The organism is Mitsuaria sp. MSU3D, from assembly GCF_056867975.1.
Window position 1 is genome coordinate 2,971,101 of record NZ_CP200314.1, and the last position, 17,739, is coordinate 2,988,839.

Sequence of the window (17,739 nt, forward strand, 5' to 3'; positions counted from 1 at the left end):
CGCCATGCTGAGCGAGCGCTCGCCCCAGCTCGTCGGTCGCGCGCCGGCCTTCCTGCAGGCGCTGACGCTGATCGAGCGCATGGCGCGTTACGACGCGCCCGTGCTGATCGTCGGCGAGACCGGCACCGGCAAGGAACTGGCCGCGCGCGCGATCCATTACCAGTCGGAGCGGCGCGACGCGCCCTTCGTGCCGCTGAACTGCGGCGCCGTGCCGGAAACGCTGATCGAGAGCGAGCTCTTCGGCTGCGAGCGCGGCGCCTTCACCGACGCCCGCCAGGCCCGCAGCGGCCTCATCGCGGCGGCCGAGGGCGGCACGCTGTTCCTGGACGAACTCGACTCGCTGCCGCTGCGCGCGCAGGTGTCGCTGCTGCGATTCCTGCAGGACTACCGCTACCGGCCGGTCGGCGGCACGCGCGAATGCAGCGGCGACGTGCGCGTCGTCGCCGCGGCCAGCCCGCGCCTGCACGAGCTGCTGCAGACCGGCGCCTTCCGCGACGACCTGGCCTTCCGCCTCAACGTGCTGCTGCTGGAGATGCCGCCGCTGCGCGACCGGCCCGGCGATGCGCGCGTGCTGGCGGAGCACTTCATCGCGAGACATGCGCGGCAGCACGCGTTGCCGCCGCGTGCGCTCGCAACCGGCTGCGTCGACTGGATCGCGCGTTACGCGTGGCCCGGCAACGTGCGCGAGCTCGACAACCGCGTGCAGCGCGCGCTGCTGCTCTCGGATGGCGAGGAGCTCGATCTGCGCCCGTGTGGCACGGGCATGTCCCACGCGGTCAGATCCACGTCCGACGGCCCTGCCTCCGCCAGCGACCTGCGCGCCTTCAACGACGCGCGCGACGAGGCGATGCTGCACTTCGAGCGCAGCTACCTCGAGCAACTGATGCACTCCGCGCACGGCAACGTGACGCACGCCGCGCGGCTGGCCGGCAAGGAACGTCGCGCGCTGGGCAAGCTGCTGAAGAAGCACGGCCTCGAGCGCAACACCTTCGACGCGCCGAACTGAGCGCGCCACCGGGTCCGCGCCGACCCGGCGGGTGGCAGGAGGCGGGTCCGCGATCACCCACCCGGCGGCTTCTTGCGCCCGCCGCTCCTCTGAAAACGCTCGTCGACACCTCGCCGCAACACCTGGCACGTTCCTCGCATTGCGTGATCACAACGTTGCTGGAGACGCCGTTGTGCGAAGACGCAGGCACGAGAAGACGGCGAGCGGAGTCGGCCATCCTGGCCCACCTCGCCCGCCATCCGCTCGCCGCCGACACCGAGCAGGGCATCGCGCAATGGTGGTTGGGCTCGATGGGCGTGGACGTTCCGCTGGCCGACGTGCGGCAGGCGCTGGAGACGCTGCTGCGCGACGGCCGCATCGAACGCGCCACGCTGCCCGACGGGCGCGCGATCTTCCGCGCGCCGCGGTCGGCCGGCCCCTGACCTGGCGACGTCCGCCGGCAAGCATCCCCGGTCCATCCAGAGGCACTCAGAGGACTTCAGGCGCATGGCCAACATCCAGGCGATCCACTCGGTCGGCCACTCGATCGTGACCTACCTGCGCAACACCTACCCGGCCGACGCCGGCGGGACGGCGATGCCGGAGTGCGACGTCGTCCTGCTGTCGTCCGGGGAACTCGCGGGGCCGCAGGAGGACACGACGCGGATCTCCCTGTACCTGTACCGCGTGACGGTCAACGAGCACCTGCGCCAGCACCGCCCGGACCGCATGTCCGGCGAGCAGCAGGCACCGCTGGGGCTGGACCTGCACTTCCTGCTCAGCGCCTGGGCCAGCAACCCGCAGGACGAGCTGCTGCCCTTCGCCTGGGCGATGCGGCAGCTCTACGAGCACCCGATCCTCGACGCCTCCGCGCTGTCGCCGGAAGCCGGCTGGGGGCCCGACGAGGTGATCCAGATCATCCCGTCCGAACTGTCCACCGAGGACATGATGCGCATCTGGGACGCGCTGGAGCCGGCGTACCGGCTGTCGGTCTCCTACATCGCGCGCCGCGTGCGCCTCGATCCGGACAGGATCCTCGACGCCGGACCGGTCGTCGCCACGCGCTTCGGCTACGGCACCGCCGTGCCCGCGGGGAATGCGTCGCCGGGCGCGCCGGGAGCCGCGCCATGACGCTGCTGATCCGTGAGCTGGAACGCATCGACACGCGCGTGCTGGGCGCGCTGCGCTGCATCGACGCGGCCACGCGCGTGCAGGTCGCCACGCCCCTGGACGTGCGCATCGCCGGCGCGACGGTGCGGCGCAATCGCAGCGGGCTGTACGTGATCGTGCGCGCCGAGGCCCCCCTCACGCTCGCGGCGCACGAGGCCGCCTTCGACAACGCCCCCGGCACGCCGACCGTCGGCGACGTCACGCTGTCCGTGACCGTCAGCGACCCCGCCGGCCGCTATCTGCCGCGCCGCGCGGCGCTGGCGCTGCCGCGCGATCCGCAGCCCGCGAATGCCGCGTCGCGCGAGTCCCTGTTCCGCCCGGTCGAGTTGCCGCTGTACCCGTCCGCCATCGCGCCCACGGGCATGAACTGGTCGGTGCTGCGCCTGAGCGTGCACGAGACCGGCAGCCTCGACGCCCTCGGCGGCGCCCTGCTGCTGGCCCGCGCCGGCGGCAACGTGCTCGCGCGCGCGCTCACCGACTGGCGCGGCGAAGCGCTGCTGCCGGTGCCCGGCGTGCCGGTGACGACCTGGTCCGACGATCCCGATGAGGTCGTGGTCACCGAGCTCGCCGCGCGCATCGAATGGTGTTTCGACCCCGCCCCCGGCGCGGCCGGCACCCGCACGCCGGCGGCCCAGGTGCGCGCCGGCCGCGCGCCGACGGTCCTGCCCCTCGTCGATCCCGACGACCTCGAATCCCGCGCCGCCACGCTGCCCAACGCCACGCTGGACGTGGCGCTGGCGGCGGGGCGTTCGCAGTCGTTTTCCCTTCCCCTCGCACTGCCATGAAGGACTTCCTGAAGGCCCCGCGAGTTGTTCGTCACGGCGATTCCCACCGCGGCACGGTCCGCGGATGCGCCTTCAGGCAAAGGAGATAGGCCATGCCCGAATACCTGGCACCCGGCGTCTACGTCGAAGAGACCAGCTTCCGCGCCAAGTCCATCGAGGGCGTGGGCACCAGCACCACCGCCTTCGTCGGTCCGACGCGACGCGGCCCCGTCGACGGCGTGCCGGAGATGGTGACCAGCCTCACCGATTTCGAGCACGTCTACGGCAGCCTCGAGAACCTCGGGCTGAGCGACGTCACCGACGCGCGGCGGCGCCTGAACTTCGTGGCGCACGCGGTGCGGGCCTACTTCGACAACGGCGGCTCGCGGCTCTACGTCGTGCGCACCTTCAACGCCGCCGGCACCGCCGCGGGACGGCTGCGCGACCCCGGCGGCACGCCGGCCGAAGGCGCCTTCATCCGCGCGCGCTTCCCCGGCGCGGCCTACAACGGCCGGGTGCTGTTCCGCGAGTCGCGCCGCCCCGCGACGCTGCGCACGATGGGCACGGCGCCGGCGGGCAGCATTCTCGCGGTGACCCCGAACGGCGGCACCGAGACGCTCTACACCGGCAGCGGCGCCACCTGGATCGATGCGGCCTCCGCCGCGCTGTCGCTGGCGGGTCTCGGGCCGGATGACGTGCCCGGCGGCGCGGGCGCCACGGCCACCCTCGTGACGCTGGCGCTGGACGTGATCGACGCCGACGGCGGCGCGCAGACCTGGGAAGACATCGGCGTGGCGCGCACGCATCCGCGCTGGCTCGGCGCGGTGCTGGCGAGGACGCCGGCCAGCCGCGCGGACGCGCTCATCAACACGGTCTGGGCCGACATCGGCGACGCGGTCGACGGCTTCGAGCTGATCGCCGCGATCCGCGCCCTGCCGCTCGTGCCCGGCGACGCCGATGGCCGCCGCGTGCTCGCCCTGGGCGCCGGTGTCGGCAGCGAAGCGGGCAGCGACGGCGTCGCGCCGACGCTCGGCGCCGAGACCACGCCCGGCAGCTACGCCGCGGCGCTCGCGATCCTGTCCGGCATCGAGGACGTCTCCATCGTCGCCGCGCCCGGCAGCAGCGCCTACGCCGAGGCGCAGGCCGTGCAGAACGCGCTGATCGCGCATGCCGAGCGCCGCCGCGCCTACCGCATCGCGGTGCTGGACAGCGCGCCCGCGCAGACGCCGGGCGACATGCGGGTCGCGCGCGGTCGCGTCGACTCCAAGTACGCCGCGCTCTACTACCCCTGGGTCGTCGTCGCCAACCCGCTCTCCCGTCCGGGCCGCGACGACATCCCCAAGGAGATCGCGCTGCCGCCGTCGGGTTTCGTCACCGGCATCTACGCGCGCAACGACATCCAGCGCGGCGTCTACAAGGCGCCGGCCAACGAGGTCGTCACCGGCGCGCTGCGCTTCGAGTCCGACGTCAACTTCGCGCAGCAGGAGCTGCTCAACCCGCTGGGCGTGAACTGCCTGCGCTACCTCAGCGGGCGCGGCTACCGCGTCTGGGGCGCGCGGCTGGTCTCCAGCGATCCGGAGTGGAAGTACGTCTCCGACCGGCGCTACTTCAACTACCTCGAGGCCAGCATCGACCGCGGCACGCAGTGGGCCGTCTTCGAGCCCAACGGCGAGCGGCTCTGGGCCAACGTGCGCCAGACCATCTCGGACTTCCTCTACAACGAATGGCGCAACGGCGCGCTGCTGGGCAGCACGGTGGAGCAGGCCTTCTTCGTGCGCTGCGACCGCAGCACGATGACCCAGAACGACCTCGACAACGGCCGCCTGGTCTGCCTGATCGGCGTGGCCCTCATCAAGCCGGCCGAGTTCGTCATCTTCCGCATCGGCCAGAAGACGGCCGACGCGGCGTAACCCCCGGGCCCTGTCGCTTAGGAGCACCCCACCATGGCCAACCGCACCACGCCCTACGGCGCCTTCAACTTCCTCGTCAACTTCGACGGCGGCGAGGTCTTCGGCGGCTTCTCGGACGTCTCCGGGCTGGGCACCGAGCTCACCGTGGCCGAGTACCGCTTCGGCAACGACAAGGAGAACCACGTCCGCAAGGTCGCCGGCGTGCACAAGGTCTCCGACGTCACGCTCAAGCGCGGCATCCTCAACTCCAAGACCTTGTTCGACTGGATCGGCGAGGCCCGTGTCAAGGGCCCCGCCGCGCAGAAGAGCGTCACCGTCACGCTGCTCGACGAGGCCCAGAAGCCCGTCCAGTCCTGGGTGCTGCGCGGCGTGATCCCGATGAAGTACACGGGACCGACGCTGGCCGGCAAGGGCGGCGGGGACGTGGCGATCGAGGAAGTCGTGCTGTCGGCCGAGGCGCTGGAGTTGACGGTGTGATCTGCCGTCCTGCCACCGCCGCTGGCCCTCACCCCTGCCCTCTCCCGCAAGCGGGAGAGGGAGCAAGAGAGCGCCCATGAGCCTCGTCTTCGAACCCGCCGCCCCGGCCGCGCCGCCCGATGCGCAGCGCGCCGACGTTGCCTGCTTCGTGGGTTTCGTCGGCCGCCGCGCGGGGCGCCCGCTGCCCGACGCGCTGCGCACGCAGCTGGATGCGGGCGGCTGGGTGACGGGTCCGTGGGCACGTCCGGCGGCGCAGGTCGAGGCCCTGCTCAACCTCCCGCTCGTGCTCGACAGCTGGCATCTGTTCGACCGCTTCTACGCGTGGGACGAACGGCCCGTCGACGTGCCGGCAACACCTGACCCCCTCGATCCACTCGACCCGATCACGCTGGCCGAGGCAACGCCGCGCCGCTGCGCCACCTATCTGGGCGCTGCCGTGCGCAGCTTCTTCGCACGCGGCGGCAAGCGCGCGATCGTGATCCGCGTCGGCGATCCCTGGCCTTACCTCGAGGACGCCGCGCAGCGCGCCACGCAGCGCGCCGCCCGCCTGGCGCTGCTGCTGCCCGGCATGGTCTCGACATCCGCGCCCTTCGCGCCGCACGACCCCGCCACGTGGCAGGGCGTGCAGCACCTCTACGGCCTGCCGGACGACAGCCTGCTGCTGTTGCCCGACCTGCCCGACGCCGTCGCCACCGTGCCGCCGCCGCCCGATCCGGACCGGCCGCCAGCACCGCAGCCGGAAGGCTTCGCGCCGTGCGACGTGGAAGCACCGGAGCCGCGGGACACCTCGCTGCTGCACATCCCCGCGCCGCGGCTCGACGATGCCGGCTACACCCGCTGGCGCCAGGCGATCCGCGACACACGCGATTTCCTCGACCGCCGCCAGCGCGCGGCGATGCTGCTGGCCGCGCTGCCCTTGCCGCTCGCGGGCAGCCTCGCCGCCAAGGGCCTGCATGCGCAGGCCGATCCGCGCACCTGGCTGGAACAGACGCAGATCCTGCGCAGCGCCTTCGACGAAGACACGCCGCAAGGCCGCCCTGCCGAAGCGCTCTCGCAGCTCGCCTGGCCGTGGCTGCGCACGCGCGCCGCGCGCACCGATCTGCCGCAAGGTCTGGAGCCGCCGGACGGCGTGCTCGCCGGCCTGATCGCGCAGGGCGCGATCGCGCGCGGCACCTTCCGCTCCGTGGCCGGCGACGCCTCGCTGCCGCTGCTGCGCGACCTCGGCGGCGCGGAGCCGATGCCCGCCTGGGGCCTGGGCGACGACAGCCCGGCCGGCCGGCTCGCGCAGCGCGTGTGCGTCTTCGCGCCGGGCGCGGACGGCTGGGCGCTGCAATCCGACGTGACAACGTCCGCGATGGACCCGTGGCGCTTCGGCGGCGCAAGCCGGCTGATCGGCACCCTCCTGCGCGCCGCGCGGCGCGCCGGCGACGGCGCCGTGTTCGAGCCCAACGGCCCGAAGCTCTGGGCGCATCTGCGCGGCACGCTGGAGGACCTGCTCGCCGGCTTCTGGCGCGAAGGCGCGTTCAACGGCGGCGCGATGTCCGAGGCCTTCGAGGTCCTCTGCGACCGCACGACGATGACGCAGAGCGACCTCGACGCCGGCCGGCTCGTCGCCTACGTGCGCGTGCGTCCGGCGATGTCGATCGAGCGCATCACCGTCGTGCTCCAGCTCGGCCAGGCGGCCGGCTCGGTCGCCGCCACCGTCACCCAACGGGAGGCCGCATGAGCGCCGACGACCTCTTCATCGGCCTGCACGTCTTCCGCTTCGAGGTCACCTTCAAGCGGGTCGGCACCGGCAGCGGTCCCGTCGAGGTCTGCGGCGGCGCGTTCTCGGACTGCACCGGCCTGGAAGCGACGATGGAGCCCAAGCTCATCAAGGCCGGCGGCGCCAACTACGGCGCCACGCAGCGCGCGGGCACCGTGAGCTTCGCGACGGTCGTGCTCAAGCGCGGCTTCACGCGCAGCCGCGACCTGTTCCGCTGGTTCCAGACCGTGGGCGGCGGCGGCTACGCCTACCGCCTGGCCGCCGAGATCGCCGTGCAGGACACGCAGGGCCAGACCGTGCTGACCTGGGGACTGGACCGCTGCCTGCCGGTGAAGTTCAAGGCCGCCGACCTCAACGCCAAGGGCTCCGACATCGGCATCGAGGAACTGCACCTGGCGCACGAAGGCCTGCGCCTGCTCGATGCGGGAGGCGCGTGATGCCCTGGCTGCCCGACGCTCCGACGGTGGCCTCGGCCACCTTCAAGGTGCTGGAAGGGACCGGCGCCGGCGGGCCCGCGTTCGACGTGCAGTTCAACCCCGCGTCGCTCGAATACACGATCAGCAATGAGTTCGACGACCGCAACGGCAACAACGGCGCGCGCCAGTTCGTCAAGAAGAGCAGCGCCAAGCTGACGATGACGCTGATCTTCGACACGACCGAAACCGGCGCGTCGGTGCGCGACGTCACGGCCAACATCGCCGGGCTGCTCGAGCCCGCCAAGGACGGCACGAAGAAGTTCGCGCCCAAGGTCGAATTCGGATGGGGCACCTACGCCTTCAAGGGCGTGGTCGAGCAGTTCAAGGAGACGCTGGACTTCTTCTCGCCCGAGGGCGTGCCGCTGCGCTCCAGCATCAACCTGACGCTGGGGAGCCAGGAGGTCGAGTTCCAGAGCAGCAAGAACCCCGCGCCGGCGGTCGACCGCAACGCACAGCCGGAGCCCGTCAGCGCGGCACCGGGGGCCGGTGCGGCCGACGTCGCCAATGCGCTCGGCGATCCGCGCGCGGCCCGCGCCATCGCCGGCGCCAACGGCGCGGCCAGCCTGCGCTTCGGCGCCGAGGCCGGCCTGTCGGTCGGCGGAAGCATCTCGCTGTCGGCGGCGGCGGACTTCTCGGTCGGCGCGAGCGCCGGGGCGGGCATCGGCATCGGTGGCGGCGCCGGGATCAGCGGAAGCATCGGCGGAGGCATCAGCGCAGGCATCGGCGGAGGCATCGGCGTCAGCGCCAGTGCCGGCGTCGGTGTGAGCGCTGGTTTGTCGCTGACGGCCACCGCGGGTGCCGCCTTCGCCGACCTGCGCGTCTCGCCCCCGAGCATCAACGTCGACGTCCTCGACGCCCGCGCCGCCCTGCTGCCCGCGCCGCGGGTGGCCGGATCCGCCAGCTTCAGCCCCGGCGGTCGCGCCGTGGCGCAGGCCGGCGGCAGCCTCAGCGCCGATGTCGGCGCGCACGCGGACCTGCACGGCCGCATCCGTTTCGGGAGTTGATCCGTCATGCCCATCACCTTCGAGGAAGTCACCGCCGACATCGAGCGCGAACCGCAGGAGCGCGGTGCCGGACCGCAAGCGCCCGCCGCGGACGCCGCGCCCGACATCGGCGAACAGATCGAGCAGGCGCTGCGCCTGCGGGCCGAGCGCGCCGCGCGCCTCTGCGACCTCTGAACGCCATCGATCGTCATGACCGAAACCAGCGTCAGCCGTTCCGCCATCTTCAGCGCCCGCCCCACGCTGCGCATCGCCGGGCAGGCGGACGAACGCCTGTCGACGCTGATGACGGCGATGAAGATGGAGGAACGCGAAGGCGGCATGAGCGCGCTGGAGCTGCACGTCACCAACTGGGTCGCGACGGGGGACGGTCGTGCCGAGCTCGCGTTCAACAGCGGCTCGTCGCTGAAGCTCGGCGCCGAGCTCGGCGTCTATGCCGGCGACGAAGCCACGCCGCGCGAGATCTTCAAGGGCAAGGTCAGCGCGCTGGAGATGGTCTGCAACTACGGCGCGCCGCCGGAGCTGGTCGTGCTCGCCGAGGACGGCCTGACCGCCGCGCGCCGCGCGCGTCGCAGCAAGGTGTTCACCGACATGACGCCGGCGGACGTGGTGAACGCGATCGCCGGTGATCTCGGCCTGACGCCGTCCGTGACCGGCCTCACCGCGCCGCAGGGCACCTGGGCGCAGCTGGACGAGACCGACCTCGGCTTCCTGCGCCGGCTGCTCGCGCGCTTCGACGCGGACCTGCAGGTCGTCGGCACGGCGCTGCAGGTCTCGCCGCGCAAGGACGTGCAGCGCGGCACGATCGACCTGACGCTCTACAGCCAGCTCGCCCGCGTGCGCATCACCGCTGACCTTGCCGACCAGCCCACCGCCGTGAGCGTGGCCGGCTGGAACGCGAAGGACGGCTCCGCGGTGAAGGGCGAAGCGAGCGCGGTGGCCAACGCGGGCCCCGGACAGGGCCGCACCGGCGTCGCCTGGGCCAGCGAAGTCTTCGGCGACCGCAACGAGCACCTCGCCGCCCCCGCCGTCTACAGCACCGATGAAGCGCGCGCGGTCGCCGAGGCGGCGCTCGACCAGCGCGCGCGCCGCTTCGTCCGCGCCGAGGGCGTGGCCGAGGGCAACGCGCAACTGCGCGTCGGCGCCTGCGTGCGGCTGGCCGGCATCTCGCCGCAGTTCGACAACACCTACTACGTGGTGCGCGCCTGCCACCTCTTCGACATGAAGCAGGGCTACCGCACCGAGTTCAGCGCCGAGTGCGCCTACCTCGGGACCTGAAGCCGCGCGCCACACGCCACACACCAGAAGCCAGACGCCAGACACCACCCACGGCCACACGAGACCCCGTCATGCAACGCGACCTGCCCTCCCCCCTGCCCTTCGGCGTCCCGCTGCCCTGGGCCGCGGGCGCCCAACTGGCCAAGGTCAGCTCGATCGACGATCCCGAGCGGCTCAACCGCGTGCAGGTGCGGCTGCTCGCCTTCGACGACACCACCGGCCAGGACGCCGCGATGTGGGCGCGCGTGGTCGCGCCCTTCGCGGGCGACGACCGCGGCACCTTCTTCGTGCCCGACGTGGACGACGAGGTGCTGGTGGTCTTCGCGCAAGGCGACCCGCGCCACCCGCTGGTGCTCGGCGGCCTGTGGAACGGCAGCGCCGCCGCGCCGGCCGACATCGAGAGCGGCGGCCTCAACCGCTACAAGCGCATCAAGTCGAAGAACGGCATCGTCGTCACGCTCGACGACCAGAGCGGCCAGGAGACGCTGACGCTGGAGACGCCCGGCGGCTGCAGCCTCACGCTCAAGGACGGGCCGGGCACGGTGACGCTCGAGGACAGCAACGGCAACAGCATCAAGCTGGAGACCTCCGGCATCACGGTCCAGGCCGCCGCCAAGGTCACGGTGCAGGCGAGCCAGGTCAACGTCACGGCCGGCATGGTGAAGGTGGACGCGGCGATGTCGGACTTCTCCGGCATCGTGAAGTGCGCCGTGCTGCAGACCAACGCGGTCATCAGTGCCAGCTACACGCCGGGCGCCGGCAACGTCTGGTGAGGGAACGGACCATGAACCACCCGCACCATCCTGTCGTCGTCAGCGCGCCGCGCGGCCTGGCCCGCAGTCTGCAGCCGTGGCTGCTGCAACGCAGCGACGACGACTTCATCCCGGCCACGCTGGACGACCTGCGCGGCGCGGGCGCACCCAACGGAACGAGCGGAACGAACGGCGCGAACGGACTCACGCGGCTGCGCGACCTGCGCGCGCGCGCCACCAACAAGAACGGCACGCTCAAGCTCTTCCAGCCGATCCAGCGGCAGTTCCACCTCGCGCTGATCGAGGCCTGGTGCGACATGCCCGGCGAGCCGCGCGTCGATCCCGCCAAGATCGAATCCGCAGGCCTGGTGCTGCGACGCCTCGGTGCCGGTGGACAGCCGGAGGGATGGATGAAGTCCAACGGCCGCATCCGCGGCTGGGTGCCGATGTCGCGCGTCGGCGGCGCGGATGCCGACCCCGCGCCGGCGCAACGCGCGCAGCGCGATCTCACCGGCGTGGCCGACATCGATCGCCAGCTCGTGGCGTTCTCGCGCGAGCTGCCCGACACCGTGCTGGAGGAACAGACGATCCCGCTGTACCTCGCTCCGCCAGACGTCTGCGCCGAGGCCGGCCAGACGCTGTACTACGGCCTGGTCCCGACCGTCAGCGGCGAAATCAGCGAGACGGACGCGAGCTTCGGCGCGGCCGAGGGCTTCGACTTCGGTCCGTCGTCATCGGCCTTCCGGGGTCACCTGGTGCAGGCGCTGCGCGGCGAGTCGATGACGCTGCCCAAGGTCGGCGAATCGGTCAGCCGCGGCTGGCTGGAAGAGAGCGAACAGCCCGGCGCCAACAGCAACCTCGTCCGCTTCGTGTTGATGCTGAGGCAACTCGCGGGCGAGTTCGACGCGTTCGGTCCCGCGGGCGCGGCGATCCTGCAGGCGCTGCATCCGCTGCAATTGCCGCTGGTGCGCCGCAACGGCGAATGGCCGCAGCGCACCGTGCGCGCCGATGAGTTCCTGACGAAGGCCCACACGCTGATCCTGGCGCAGGGCAACGTCTCCGGCACGGTGGAGATGCCCGAGGCCTGGCCCGCGATGAACGCCAGCCAGACGCAGCAACTGCTGGGCGCCATGCACGCCGCGATGCGCGCGCGCTTCACGGCGATGAAGGCCAAGACCGGCCGCTTCGACGAACCCGACGCGCGTTATCAGCTGCGCGCCTTCGTGCGGCTGAAGGCCGACGGTCCCTGTCCGGCCCGCGTCGTCTGGAGCGCGCCGAGCGAGCCCTTCGTCATCGCCGCCTGGTACGAGGGCGCGGGCGCGCCGCCGGTGCAGATCGCCCTGCCCGATCCGGCCGACAAGCAGCTGCTCGCCGCGCTCAAGCCCAACGTGGCCTTCGTGGTGCCGCCGTCGCTGCAGAGCCTGCTGATGGGCTCGGCCAAGGACCTCATCGACGGCAAGAAGCCGCCGCCCATGAACCCGGCGCTGACGTGGATCTGCGGCTTCAACATCCCGATCATCACGATCTGCGCCTTCCTGGTGTTGAACATCTTCCTCTCGCTGTTCAACCTGTTCTTCGGCTGGCTCTTCGCGATGAAGATCTGCCTGCCGTTCCCCAAGATCCCGCCGCAGGAGTGACGCGATGACCTCCGCACTCATCGGCTGGCCGCTGCTGCCGCTCCCGGGCGACGACGGCGGCCTGGCCTGGCCCGACCTGGCGCGCAGCGTGCGCGACGGGCTGCGCCTGATCCTCAGCACCCGCCCCGGCGAACAGCTGATGCGGCCCGAGTTCGGCGGCGGCCTGGACCGCCTGCTGCACCAGCCCAACACGATCGCGACGCGGCGCGAGATGCGCGACCTGGTGCGGGACTCGCTCGCGCGCTGGGAGCGCCGCATCCTGCTCGACGCGGTCGAGGTGTGGGAGGTGCCGGGCGCGCCCGGCCAGGTGCGCGTCGAGATCGCCTACCGCCTCGCGCGCACCGGCGAGCCTGGCGCGATGAACGTCACCGTGGACCTGGAGGGCTGACGCCATGGCTATCCTGCCCCCCTCGCTCGACGACCGCCGCTTCGACGATCTGGTGGAGGAGCTGCTCGCGCGCATCCCCGCGCACACGCCGGAGTGGACCAACCCGCGCCTGGGCGACCCCGGCCGCACGCTGATCGAGCTGTTCGCGTGGCTGGGCGACGCGCTGCTGTACCGCGCCAACCTGATCCCCGAGCGCCAGCGGCTGGTCTTCCTCAAGCTGCTGGGCCTGGGCTTGAAGCCCGCGTTGCCGGCGCGCGGCATCGTGAGCCTGGCCTTCGCGAAGGACACCGAACGCGGCGCCCACACGCTGGCGCCGGGCGGCACGCTGAAGGCGCCGATGCCCTTCGAGACGCTGTCGGAGACGACCGTCCTGCCCATCACCGGCGAGGCCTACATCAAGCGCCGCCTCAGCAGCACGGAGACCGCGCGGCGCAGCGACGTGCTGCAGGGCCTGGCCCGCATCCACCGGCTCAGCGGAACGTTGAAGGCCTATGAGACGACGCCCGTGTTCGCGCAGGGCCGCGCGGTGCCGGACGGCATCGACGTCTTCGCGCAGAGCGCCGACCGCGCGCTGTGGATCGCGCTGCTCGCGCCCAAGGCGCCGCAGGCCGACCAGCAGGAAGCCGTGAACGAGGCGGTGAAGTCCGCGCTCGGCGGCGGCGATGCGGCGCTGCCGCCCTTGCTGTCGATGGGCGTCGTTCCTGCGCTCAAGCCCCCGGCGCTGTTCGAGGATGTCACCGCACCCACGCCGGTCCCGGTGCTGTGGGAGATCACGACGCGCGGCCGCACGGACTTCGACACCGATTACCTGACGCTGCCGGTGCAGCCCGGCACCGACACCAGCAACGGCTTGTCGCGCGCCGGCACGCTGCGCCTGCAGATGCCCGACGAGCGCCAGATCTGGGCGCCGAAGAATGACGTCGGCTTGAATCCGCAGGCCGGTGTCGGCGACGCGCCGCCGCGACTCGACGATCCGGAGCGCGCCGATCGGCTGGTCGCCTGGCTGCGACTGCGTCCGCAGCCGGGCCCCGCTTCGAATGCCGTGGCGGCATCGAGTTCCGCGGCCTTCTCGGCGTCCGGAGCGCCGGCGACGGGCGCCACCGCGCTGGCGTCGGCCACGGCACAGCATCTGCCGCTCGCCTGGATCGGCGTGAATGCCATCGAGATCGACCAGCGCGCCACGGTGACCGGCCGCGTGCTCGGCGTGTCGACCGGCGCGGCCGATCAGCAGTTCCCGCTGCCGATGAGCGCCGTCGATCCGACGAGCTTGCAGATCGAAGTGGAAGCGCCCGGCCGCGGCTACCAGCCGTGGACGCGCGTCGATGATCTGGGCGCGCTCAGCGCCGATCCCGACGTCGCGCGCGACGCGACGGCCTACGAGCTCGACGCCGAGGCCGGCACCCTGCGCCTGGGCGACGGGATGCGCGGCAAGGTGCCGGAGTCCGGCATGCGCGTGCGGCTGGCGCTGGGTCGCTTCGGCGGCGGACGCGCGGGCAACCTGCCGCCCGAGTCGCTGGCCGAGCTGAACGCGCGCCGCATCGACGGCCAGCCCGCGCCGCCGATCAAGGTGCTGCAGCCGCTCGCGCTGAGCGGCGGCGAGGACGCGGAGACGCTGGCCGTCGCCGAGCGTCGCATCCCCGCGCGCCTGCGGCACCGCGACCGCGCGGTCACCGAGGAGGACTACCGCCGCCTCGCGCTGGAAGCGCCCGCGGTCGACGTCGGCCGTGTCGAGGTGCTGCCGCGCTTCAAGCCGCGCGACCGGCGCTTCCACGTGCCGGGCGTCGTCAGCGTGCTCGCGCTGCCGGCCGCGCCGCTCGCGCCCGCGCCGAACCCGCGGCCCGATCGTCCCTTCATCGAACGCCTGCATGCCTATCTCTCGGTGCGCACGCCGCTGGCCACCGAGCTCTACGTGATCGGCTGCGACTACGTGGCCGTCGGCGTGTCCGTCGCGGTCGCGATCCGCGACGGGTATGCGCGGGATCAGGTCCTGCTGGAAGTGCGCGAGTCGCTGCGCCGCCTGCTGTGGCCGCTGGCGCCGGGCGGACTCGACGGCCAGGGCTGGCCGCTCGGCCGCGCGGTGCGCAGCCGCGAGCTGGAAGTCGAGGTCTCGCGCGTGCCGGGCGTCGACGAGTTGCGCGGCCTGCGCCTGTTCCGGCAGGCGGGCACCGAGTGGCAACCGCTGCCCGCCATCGCCGCCGACGGCGCGCAGATCCTCGCGCTGCAGCCCTGGCAGCTGCCCGAACTGCTGTCGGTGGTCGCCATCGAAGGCAGCGCTGCGCCGACCGACCTGCGCGCGTTGCCCAACCCCTTCGCCGAGGCCGACGCCGTCGCGGTGCCGGTCGTGCCGGAGCTGTGCTGATGGACGCCAACGGCCTGCGCTTCTGGCTGCTCGGCGAGGCCGCGCATTTCCCCGCCGTGGAACACGTGGTGTGGGATGGCGGCTGCCGGCGGTTGCGGCTCGCGTCCGAACGCACGCTGGTGCCGGCGATGTCGCCCGCCGATGCCTTCGCCGCCGCGCAATCGGCGCTGGAGCGCGTGCCGCGCGCGATCGACGCGCTGGAGTGCGTCGCCCGCTGGGACGCGGCGACGACCAGCGTGCTCGTCAAGAGCGTGCTGCCCGATGAGGCCACGCTGCTGGTGCTGGACGACACGCCTACCGACCTCTGCGCCGCGCCGGACGGCGTGCTCTACCTCGCCTTGCCGAACGCCGCGACGCCGGCGGTTCGCATGCATGACCTGCGCGGTCGCTGGAACGACGTGAACGTGTCGCTCGCGGGCTTCGTGCCCTGGCGGCTCGCGCCCGCGGCGGACGGCGGCGTGTGGGCGCTGGAGCGCTCGACCGGTCGCATCGCCCGACTCACCGGCCGGCCAATGCGCACGGAGACGCCGCAGCCCGACGACTACGACCCGCGCGTGTTCAGGCCTGACCCCGAGAACGCCTGCGCGCCGCGGCTCGCGTTGATCGGCTCGACACCACTCGACGTCGCCGAGACGCCCGTCGCCATCGCCGGAGGTCCGGATGGCGCGCTCGCATTGCTGAGCTGGACCGGCGGCATCGGCACCGCGCGCGTCCGCCGCTGGTGGACCGACGAGCGCCGATTCGCTCCGCCGCAGACGCTGCTGGGCGCGACCTATGCGTATGCGGTCGCGTGGCTCGCGCCGGACCGCGTTGCCGTGCGCGTGCCCGGTCGTCGCGACGCGCCGGCCTTCGATCTGGGCGCCGCGAAGACTGAGCTGATGCCGCTGGGCGACGTCTACCCGCTGGCCACCGACGCCGTCGAGGGCCCCTTCGCCAACGGCGCGGCGCAGCCGCCGCACTATCCAGCCGGCGCGGCCAGCGCGGAGCCGCTGCATGCGCTGTCGCTGCGGCAGCTCGCGCGGCGCGGCGAGGCGCGTCACTACGCCGACGGCCCTTCGGGCCTCGTCGCCCGCATGATCGACAGCGGCGACGGCGGCACGGTCTGGCACCGCCTTTTCGCCGAAGCCGCCCTGCCCGCCCACACCGGCTTCGTCGCCTGGCTCGCCGCCACCGAGGATCCCGTGCCGCCGGCCGACGACGACCGGCTCGCCTGGCATCCGCACGGCTTCGGCGCGGACATCCCCCAGCTCGACGACGCGATGCGCGCGCCGCAGGTGCCGATCGCGGTGTGGGAACCCACGCCCAGCGAGCTGCCGCACCACCCCGGCCTGCTCGGCGGCGAGCGCGAGGCCGGCGTGCGCGGTCTGTTCTCGGTGCTGGTGCAGAACGCGCGGCAACGCGTGCGCACGCTGTCCGGCCGCTACCTGTGGCTGCGGCTGGTGCTGCACGGCGACACGCGCGCCACGCCGGAGATCGCCGCGCTGCGCGTGTGGGGCAGCCGCTTCTCCTACGCCGACCGCTACCTGCCGCGGCTCTACCGCGAATCGCTGTTCGGCGCCGCCGCGCAGGCGCCGGGCGAGCGCGTCGGCCAGATCGACGCGAGCTTCGCCGCGGCCCTCGATGCCGGCGGCGCGCCCGACGACGCATTGCGCGCCCGGCTGCGGCTGGAGCAGGTGACGCTCGGCGACCGCGCGGCGGTCGAGGTCGAACACGCGGGCGACGCCTGGCTGCTGAGCGACGCCAGCCGCGCCTGGCGGCTCCGGCTCGAGCCCGATGCCATCGCGGTCTACCGCCCGCGCGCCACGCCGGCCGACTTCAACGCGCGGATGCTGGCCAGCTTCGAAGGCGTGCTCACGCGCCTCGAGGACCAGGTCGCCGCCGCCCACCTGCTCACCGATCCGAACGTCGTCGCCGATGCGCAGCTCGACTGGCTGGGCAGCTGGATCGGCGTCGCCTTCGACCCCGCGCTGCCGGCCGCGCGCCGGCGCGACTGGCTGCGCGCGGCGCCCGACCTCGCGCGCTGGCACGGCACGCGCCTGGGCCTGCGGCTGGCGCTCGACATCGCCACCGACGGCGCGGTGCGCGGCGGCGAGGTGCTCGTCATCGAGGACTTCCGGCTGCGGCGCATCCTCGCCACGCTGCTCGGCGTGGACCTGAGCGACGAACACGATCCGCTGCTGCCCGGACTGCAGGTCAGCGGCAACTCGGTCGTCGGCGACACGCTGGTCATCGGCGACCGCGAGCGCGTCGAACTCATCGCACTCTTCAACGCCGACGCCGACGTCACCAGCGCCACCGCCGCCGTGGAGAACCAGGCCGCAATCGACTTCGACGCCCGCCTCGCCTTCCGCGCGACGGTGCTGGTGCACCAGTCGGTGGATCCGCAAGACCTGGCACTGATCCGGCGCATCGCGCAGCTCGAGGCACCGGCGCACGTGGAGATGCGCGTCGTGTCCGCGACCTGGCCGCTGATGGTGGGCATCGCCGCGCTGGTCGGCGTGGACACCTACCTCGGTCCGCCGCGCCTGCCGCGGCCGGTGCAGGTCGAGCGCAGCGGCCTGGGGCTGGGCGACTACCTGATCGGCGCCGCCGTGCTCGATCCGCGGCTGTCCGGCGCGCCGCCGGTCAGCGCGCCGCCGCCGGAGGCCGACGCGGGCCTCGACGCCGTGGCCGCGCCCGGCGCCAGTTTCATGCTCGACGCCCGCGGTTCGCGCGCGGCCTCGGGCCGACAGATCACCGAGTACCGCTGGCGCCTGTTGCCGCCGACGGATGTTTGA

At 72.9% G+C, this 17,739-nt stretch carries 16 protein-coding genes; all 16 read left to right on the forward strand.

Translation table 11 applies throughout. The features are described from left to right. Positions 1–4: 4 nt before the first annotated feature. The 16 genes from AC1VNM_RS13085 (at position 5) to AC1VNM_RS13160 (ending at position 17,739) form a co-directional block, all read left to right on the forward strand. Positions 5–1,006 (forward strand): sigma 54-interacting transcriptional regulator, encoded by a 1,002-nt coding sequence (locus tag AC1VNM_RS13085; protein ID WP_483107203.1) that lies wholly within the window; start codon positions 5–7, stop codon positions 1,004–1,006. Between the two features lie 170 nt (positions 1,007–1,176). Beyond that, entirely contained in the window at positions 1,177–1,428 is a 252-nt protein-coding gene (locus tag AC1VNM_RS13090) for a hypothetical protein (protein ID WP_483107204.1), read from the forward strand. A gap of 64 nt (positions 1,429–1,492) precedes the next feature. Next, positions 1,493–2,116, forward strand: a complete 624-nt coding sequence (locus AC1VNM_RS13095; protein WP_377152952.1) for a Pvc16 family protein — start codon at positions 1,493–1,495, stop codon at positions 2,114–2,116. Next, positions 2,113–2,940, forward strand: a complete 828-nt coding sequence (locus AC1VNM_RS13100; protein WP_483107205.1) for a hypothetical protein — start codon at positions 2,113–2,115, stop codon at positions 2,938–2,940. The genes AC1VNM_RS13095 and AC1VNM_RS13100 overlap by 4 nt, the downstream gene beginning before the upstream one ends. A 92-nt stretch (positions 2,941–3,032) precedes the next feature. Then, entirely contained in the window at positions 3,033–4,829 is a 1,797-nt protein-coding gene (locus AC1VNM_RS13105; RefSeq protein WP_483107206.1) for a phage tail sheath family protein, read from the forward strand. 33 nt (positions 4,830–4,862) lie between these two features. Next, the gene (locus tag AC1VNM_RS13110; RefSeq protein WP_377152942.1) at positions 4,863–5,306 is read left to right on the forward strand and encodes a phage tail protein; all 444 of its coding nucleotides are present in this window, start codon (positions 4,863–4,865) and stop codon (positions 5,304–5,306) included. 76 nt (positions 5,307–5,382) lie between these two features. After that, positions 5,383–7,032 (forward strand): phage tail protein, encoded by a 1,650-nt coding sequence (locus AC1VNM_RS13115; protein WP_483107207.1) that lies wholly within the window; start codon positions 5,383–5,385, stop codon positions 7,030–7,032. Further along, complete coding sequence (locus tag AC1VNM_RS13120) at positions 7,029–7,508, forward strand: phage tail protein (protein ID WP_431104618.1); 480 nt, start codon at positions 7,029–7,031, stop codon at positions 7,506–7,508. The genes AC1VNM_RS13115 and AC1VNM_RS13120 overlap by 4 nt, the downstream gene beginning before the upstream one ends. Then, positions 7,508–8,551, forward strand: coding sequence for a CIS tube protein (locus tag AC1VNM_RS13125; protein ID WP_483107208.1), 1,044 nt, complete (start codon positions 7,508–7,510; stop codon positions 8,549–8,551). The genes AC1VNM_RS13120 and AC1VNM_RS13125 overlap by 1 nt, the downstream gene beginning before the upstream one ends. A gap of 6 nt (positions 8,552–8,557) precedes the next feature. Beyond that, positions 8,558–8,725 carry a hypothetical protein gene (locus tag AC1VNM_RS13130; RefSeq protein ID WP_331616348.1) on the forward strand — a complete coding sequence of 56 codons (168 nt, stop codon included), beginning with the start codon at positions 8,558–8,560 and terminating at the stop codon, positions 8,723–8,725. 15 nt (positions 8,726–8,740) lie between these two features. Beyond that, entirely contained in the window at positions 8,741–9,826 is a 1,086-nt protein-coding gene (locus AC1VNM_RS13135; RefSeq protein WP_483107209.1) for a phage late control D family protein, read from the forward strand. Between the two features lie 71 nt (positions 9,827–9,897). Next, entirely contained in the window at positions 9,898–10,599 is a 702-nt protein-coding gene (locus AC1VNM_RS13140) for a phage baseplate assembly protein V (RefSeq protein WP_431104622.1), read from the forward strand. An 11-nt stretch (positions 10,600–10,610) separates the two neighbouring features. Continuing rightward, entirely contained in the window at positions 10,611–12,215 is a 1,605-nt protein-coding gene (locus AC1VNM_RS13145; RefSeq protein WP_483107210.1) for a hypothetical protein, read from the forward strand. Positions 12,216–12,219: 4 nt separating this feature from the next. Then, positions 12,220–12,603 (forward strand): GPW/gp25 family protein, encoded by a 384-nt coding sequence (locus tag AC1VNM_RS13150; RefSeq protein ID WP_331616352.1) that lies wholly within the window; start codon positions 12,220–12,222, stop codon positions 12,601–12,603. A gap of 4 nt (positions 12,604–12,607) precedes the next feature. Further along, positions 12,608–14,962: a baseplate J/gp47 family protein gene (locus AC1VNM_RS13155; protein ID WP_483107211.1), complete on the forward strand. Its 2,355-nt coding sequence runs from the start codon at positions 12,608–12,610 to the stop codon at positions 14,960–14,962. Then, positions 14,962–17,739, forward strand: a complete 2,778-nt coding sequence (locus tag AC1VNM_RS13160; protein WP_483107212.1) for a phage tail protein — start codon at positions 14,962–14,964, stop codon at positions 17,737–17,739. The genes AC1VNM_RS13155 and AC1VNM_RS13160 overlap by 1 nt, the downstream gene beginning before the upstream one ends.

Coding starts and splice junctions, on each gene's coding strand:
- AC1VNM_RS13085 (WP_483107203.1), top strand. CDS start 5: ATGCTGAGCGAGCGCTCGCCCCAGCTCGTCGGTCGCGCGCCGGCCTTC.
- AC1VNM_RS13095 (WP_377152952.1), top strand. CDS start 1,493: ATGGCCAACATCCAGGCGATCCACTCGGTCGGCCACTCGATCGTGACC.
- AC1VNM_RS13100 (WP_483107205.1), top strand. CDS start 2,113: ATGACGCTGCTGATCCGTGAGCTGGAACGCATCGACACGCGCGTGCTG.
- AC1VNM_RS13105 (WP_483107206.1), top strand. CDS start 3,033: ATGCCCGAATACCTGGCACCCGGCGTCTACGTCGAAGAGACCAGCTTC.
- AC1VNM_RS13110 (WP_377152942.1), top strand. CDS start 4,863: ATGGCCAACCGCACCACGCCCTACGGCGCCTTCAACTTCCTCGTCAAC.
- AC1VNM_RS13115 (WP_483107207.1), top strand. CDS start 5,383: ATGAGCCTCGTCTTCGAACCCGCCGCCCCGGCCGCGCCGCCCGATGCG.
- AC1VNM_RS13120 (WP_431104618.1), top strand. CDS start 7,029: ATGAGCGCCGACGACCTCTTCATCGGCCTGCACGTCTTCCGCTTCGAG.
- AC1VNM_RS13125 (WP_483107208.1), top strand. CDS start 7,508: ATGCCCTGGCTGCCCGACGCTCCGACGGTGGCCTCGGCCACCTTCAAG.
- AC1VNM_RS13130 (WP_331616348.1), top strand. CDS start 8,558: ATGCCCATCACCTTCGAGGAAGTCACCGCCGACATCGAGCGCGAACCG.
- AC1VNM_RS13135 (WP_483107209.1), top strand. CDS start 8,741: ATGACCGAAACCAGCGTCAGCCGTTCCGCCATCTTCAGCGCCCGCCCC.
- AC1VNM_RS13140 (WP_431104622.1), top strand. CDS start 9,898: ATGCAACGCGACCTGCCCTCCCCCCTGCCCTTCGGCGTCCCGCTGCCC.
- AC1VNM_RS13145 (WP_483107210.1), top strand. CDS start 10,611: ATGAACCACCCGCACCATCCTGTCGTCGTCAGCGCGCCGCGCGGCCTG.
- AC1VNM_RS13150 (WP_331616352.1), top strand. CDS start 12,220: ATGACCTCCGCACTCATCGGCTGGCCGCTGCTGCCGCTCCCGGGCGAC.
- AC1VNM_RS13155 (WP_483107211.1), top strand. CDS start 12,608: ATGGCTATCCTGCCCCCCTCGCTCGACGACCGCCGCTTCGACGATCTG.
- AC1VNM_RS13160 (WP_483107212.1), top strand. CDS start 14,962: ATGGACGCCAACGGCCTGCGCTTCTGGCTGCTCGGCGAGGCCGCGCAT.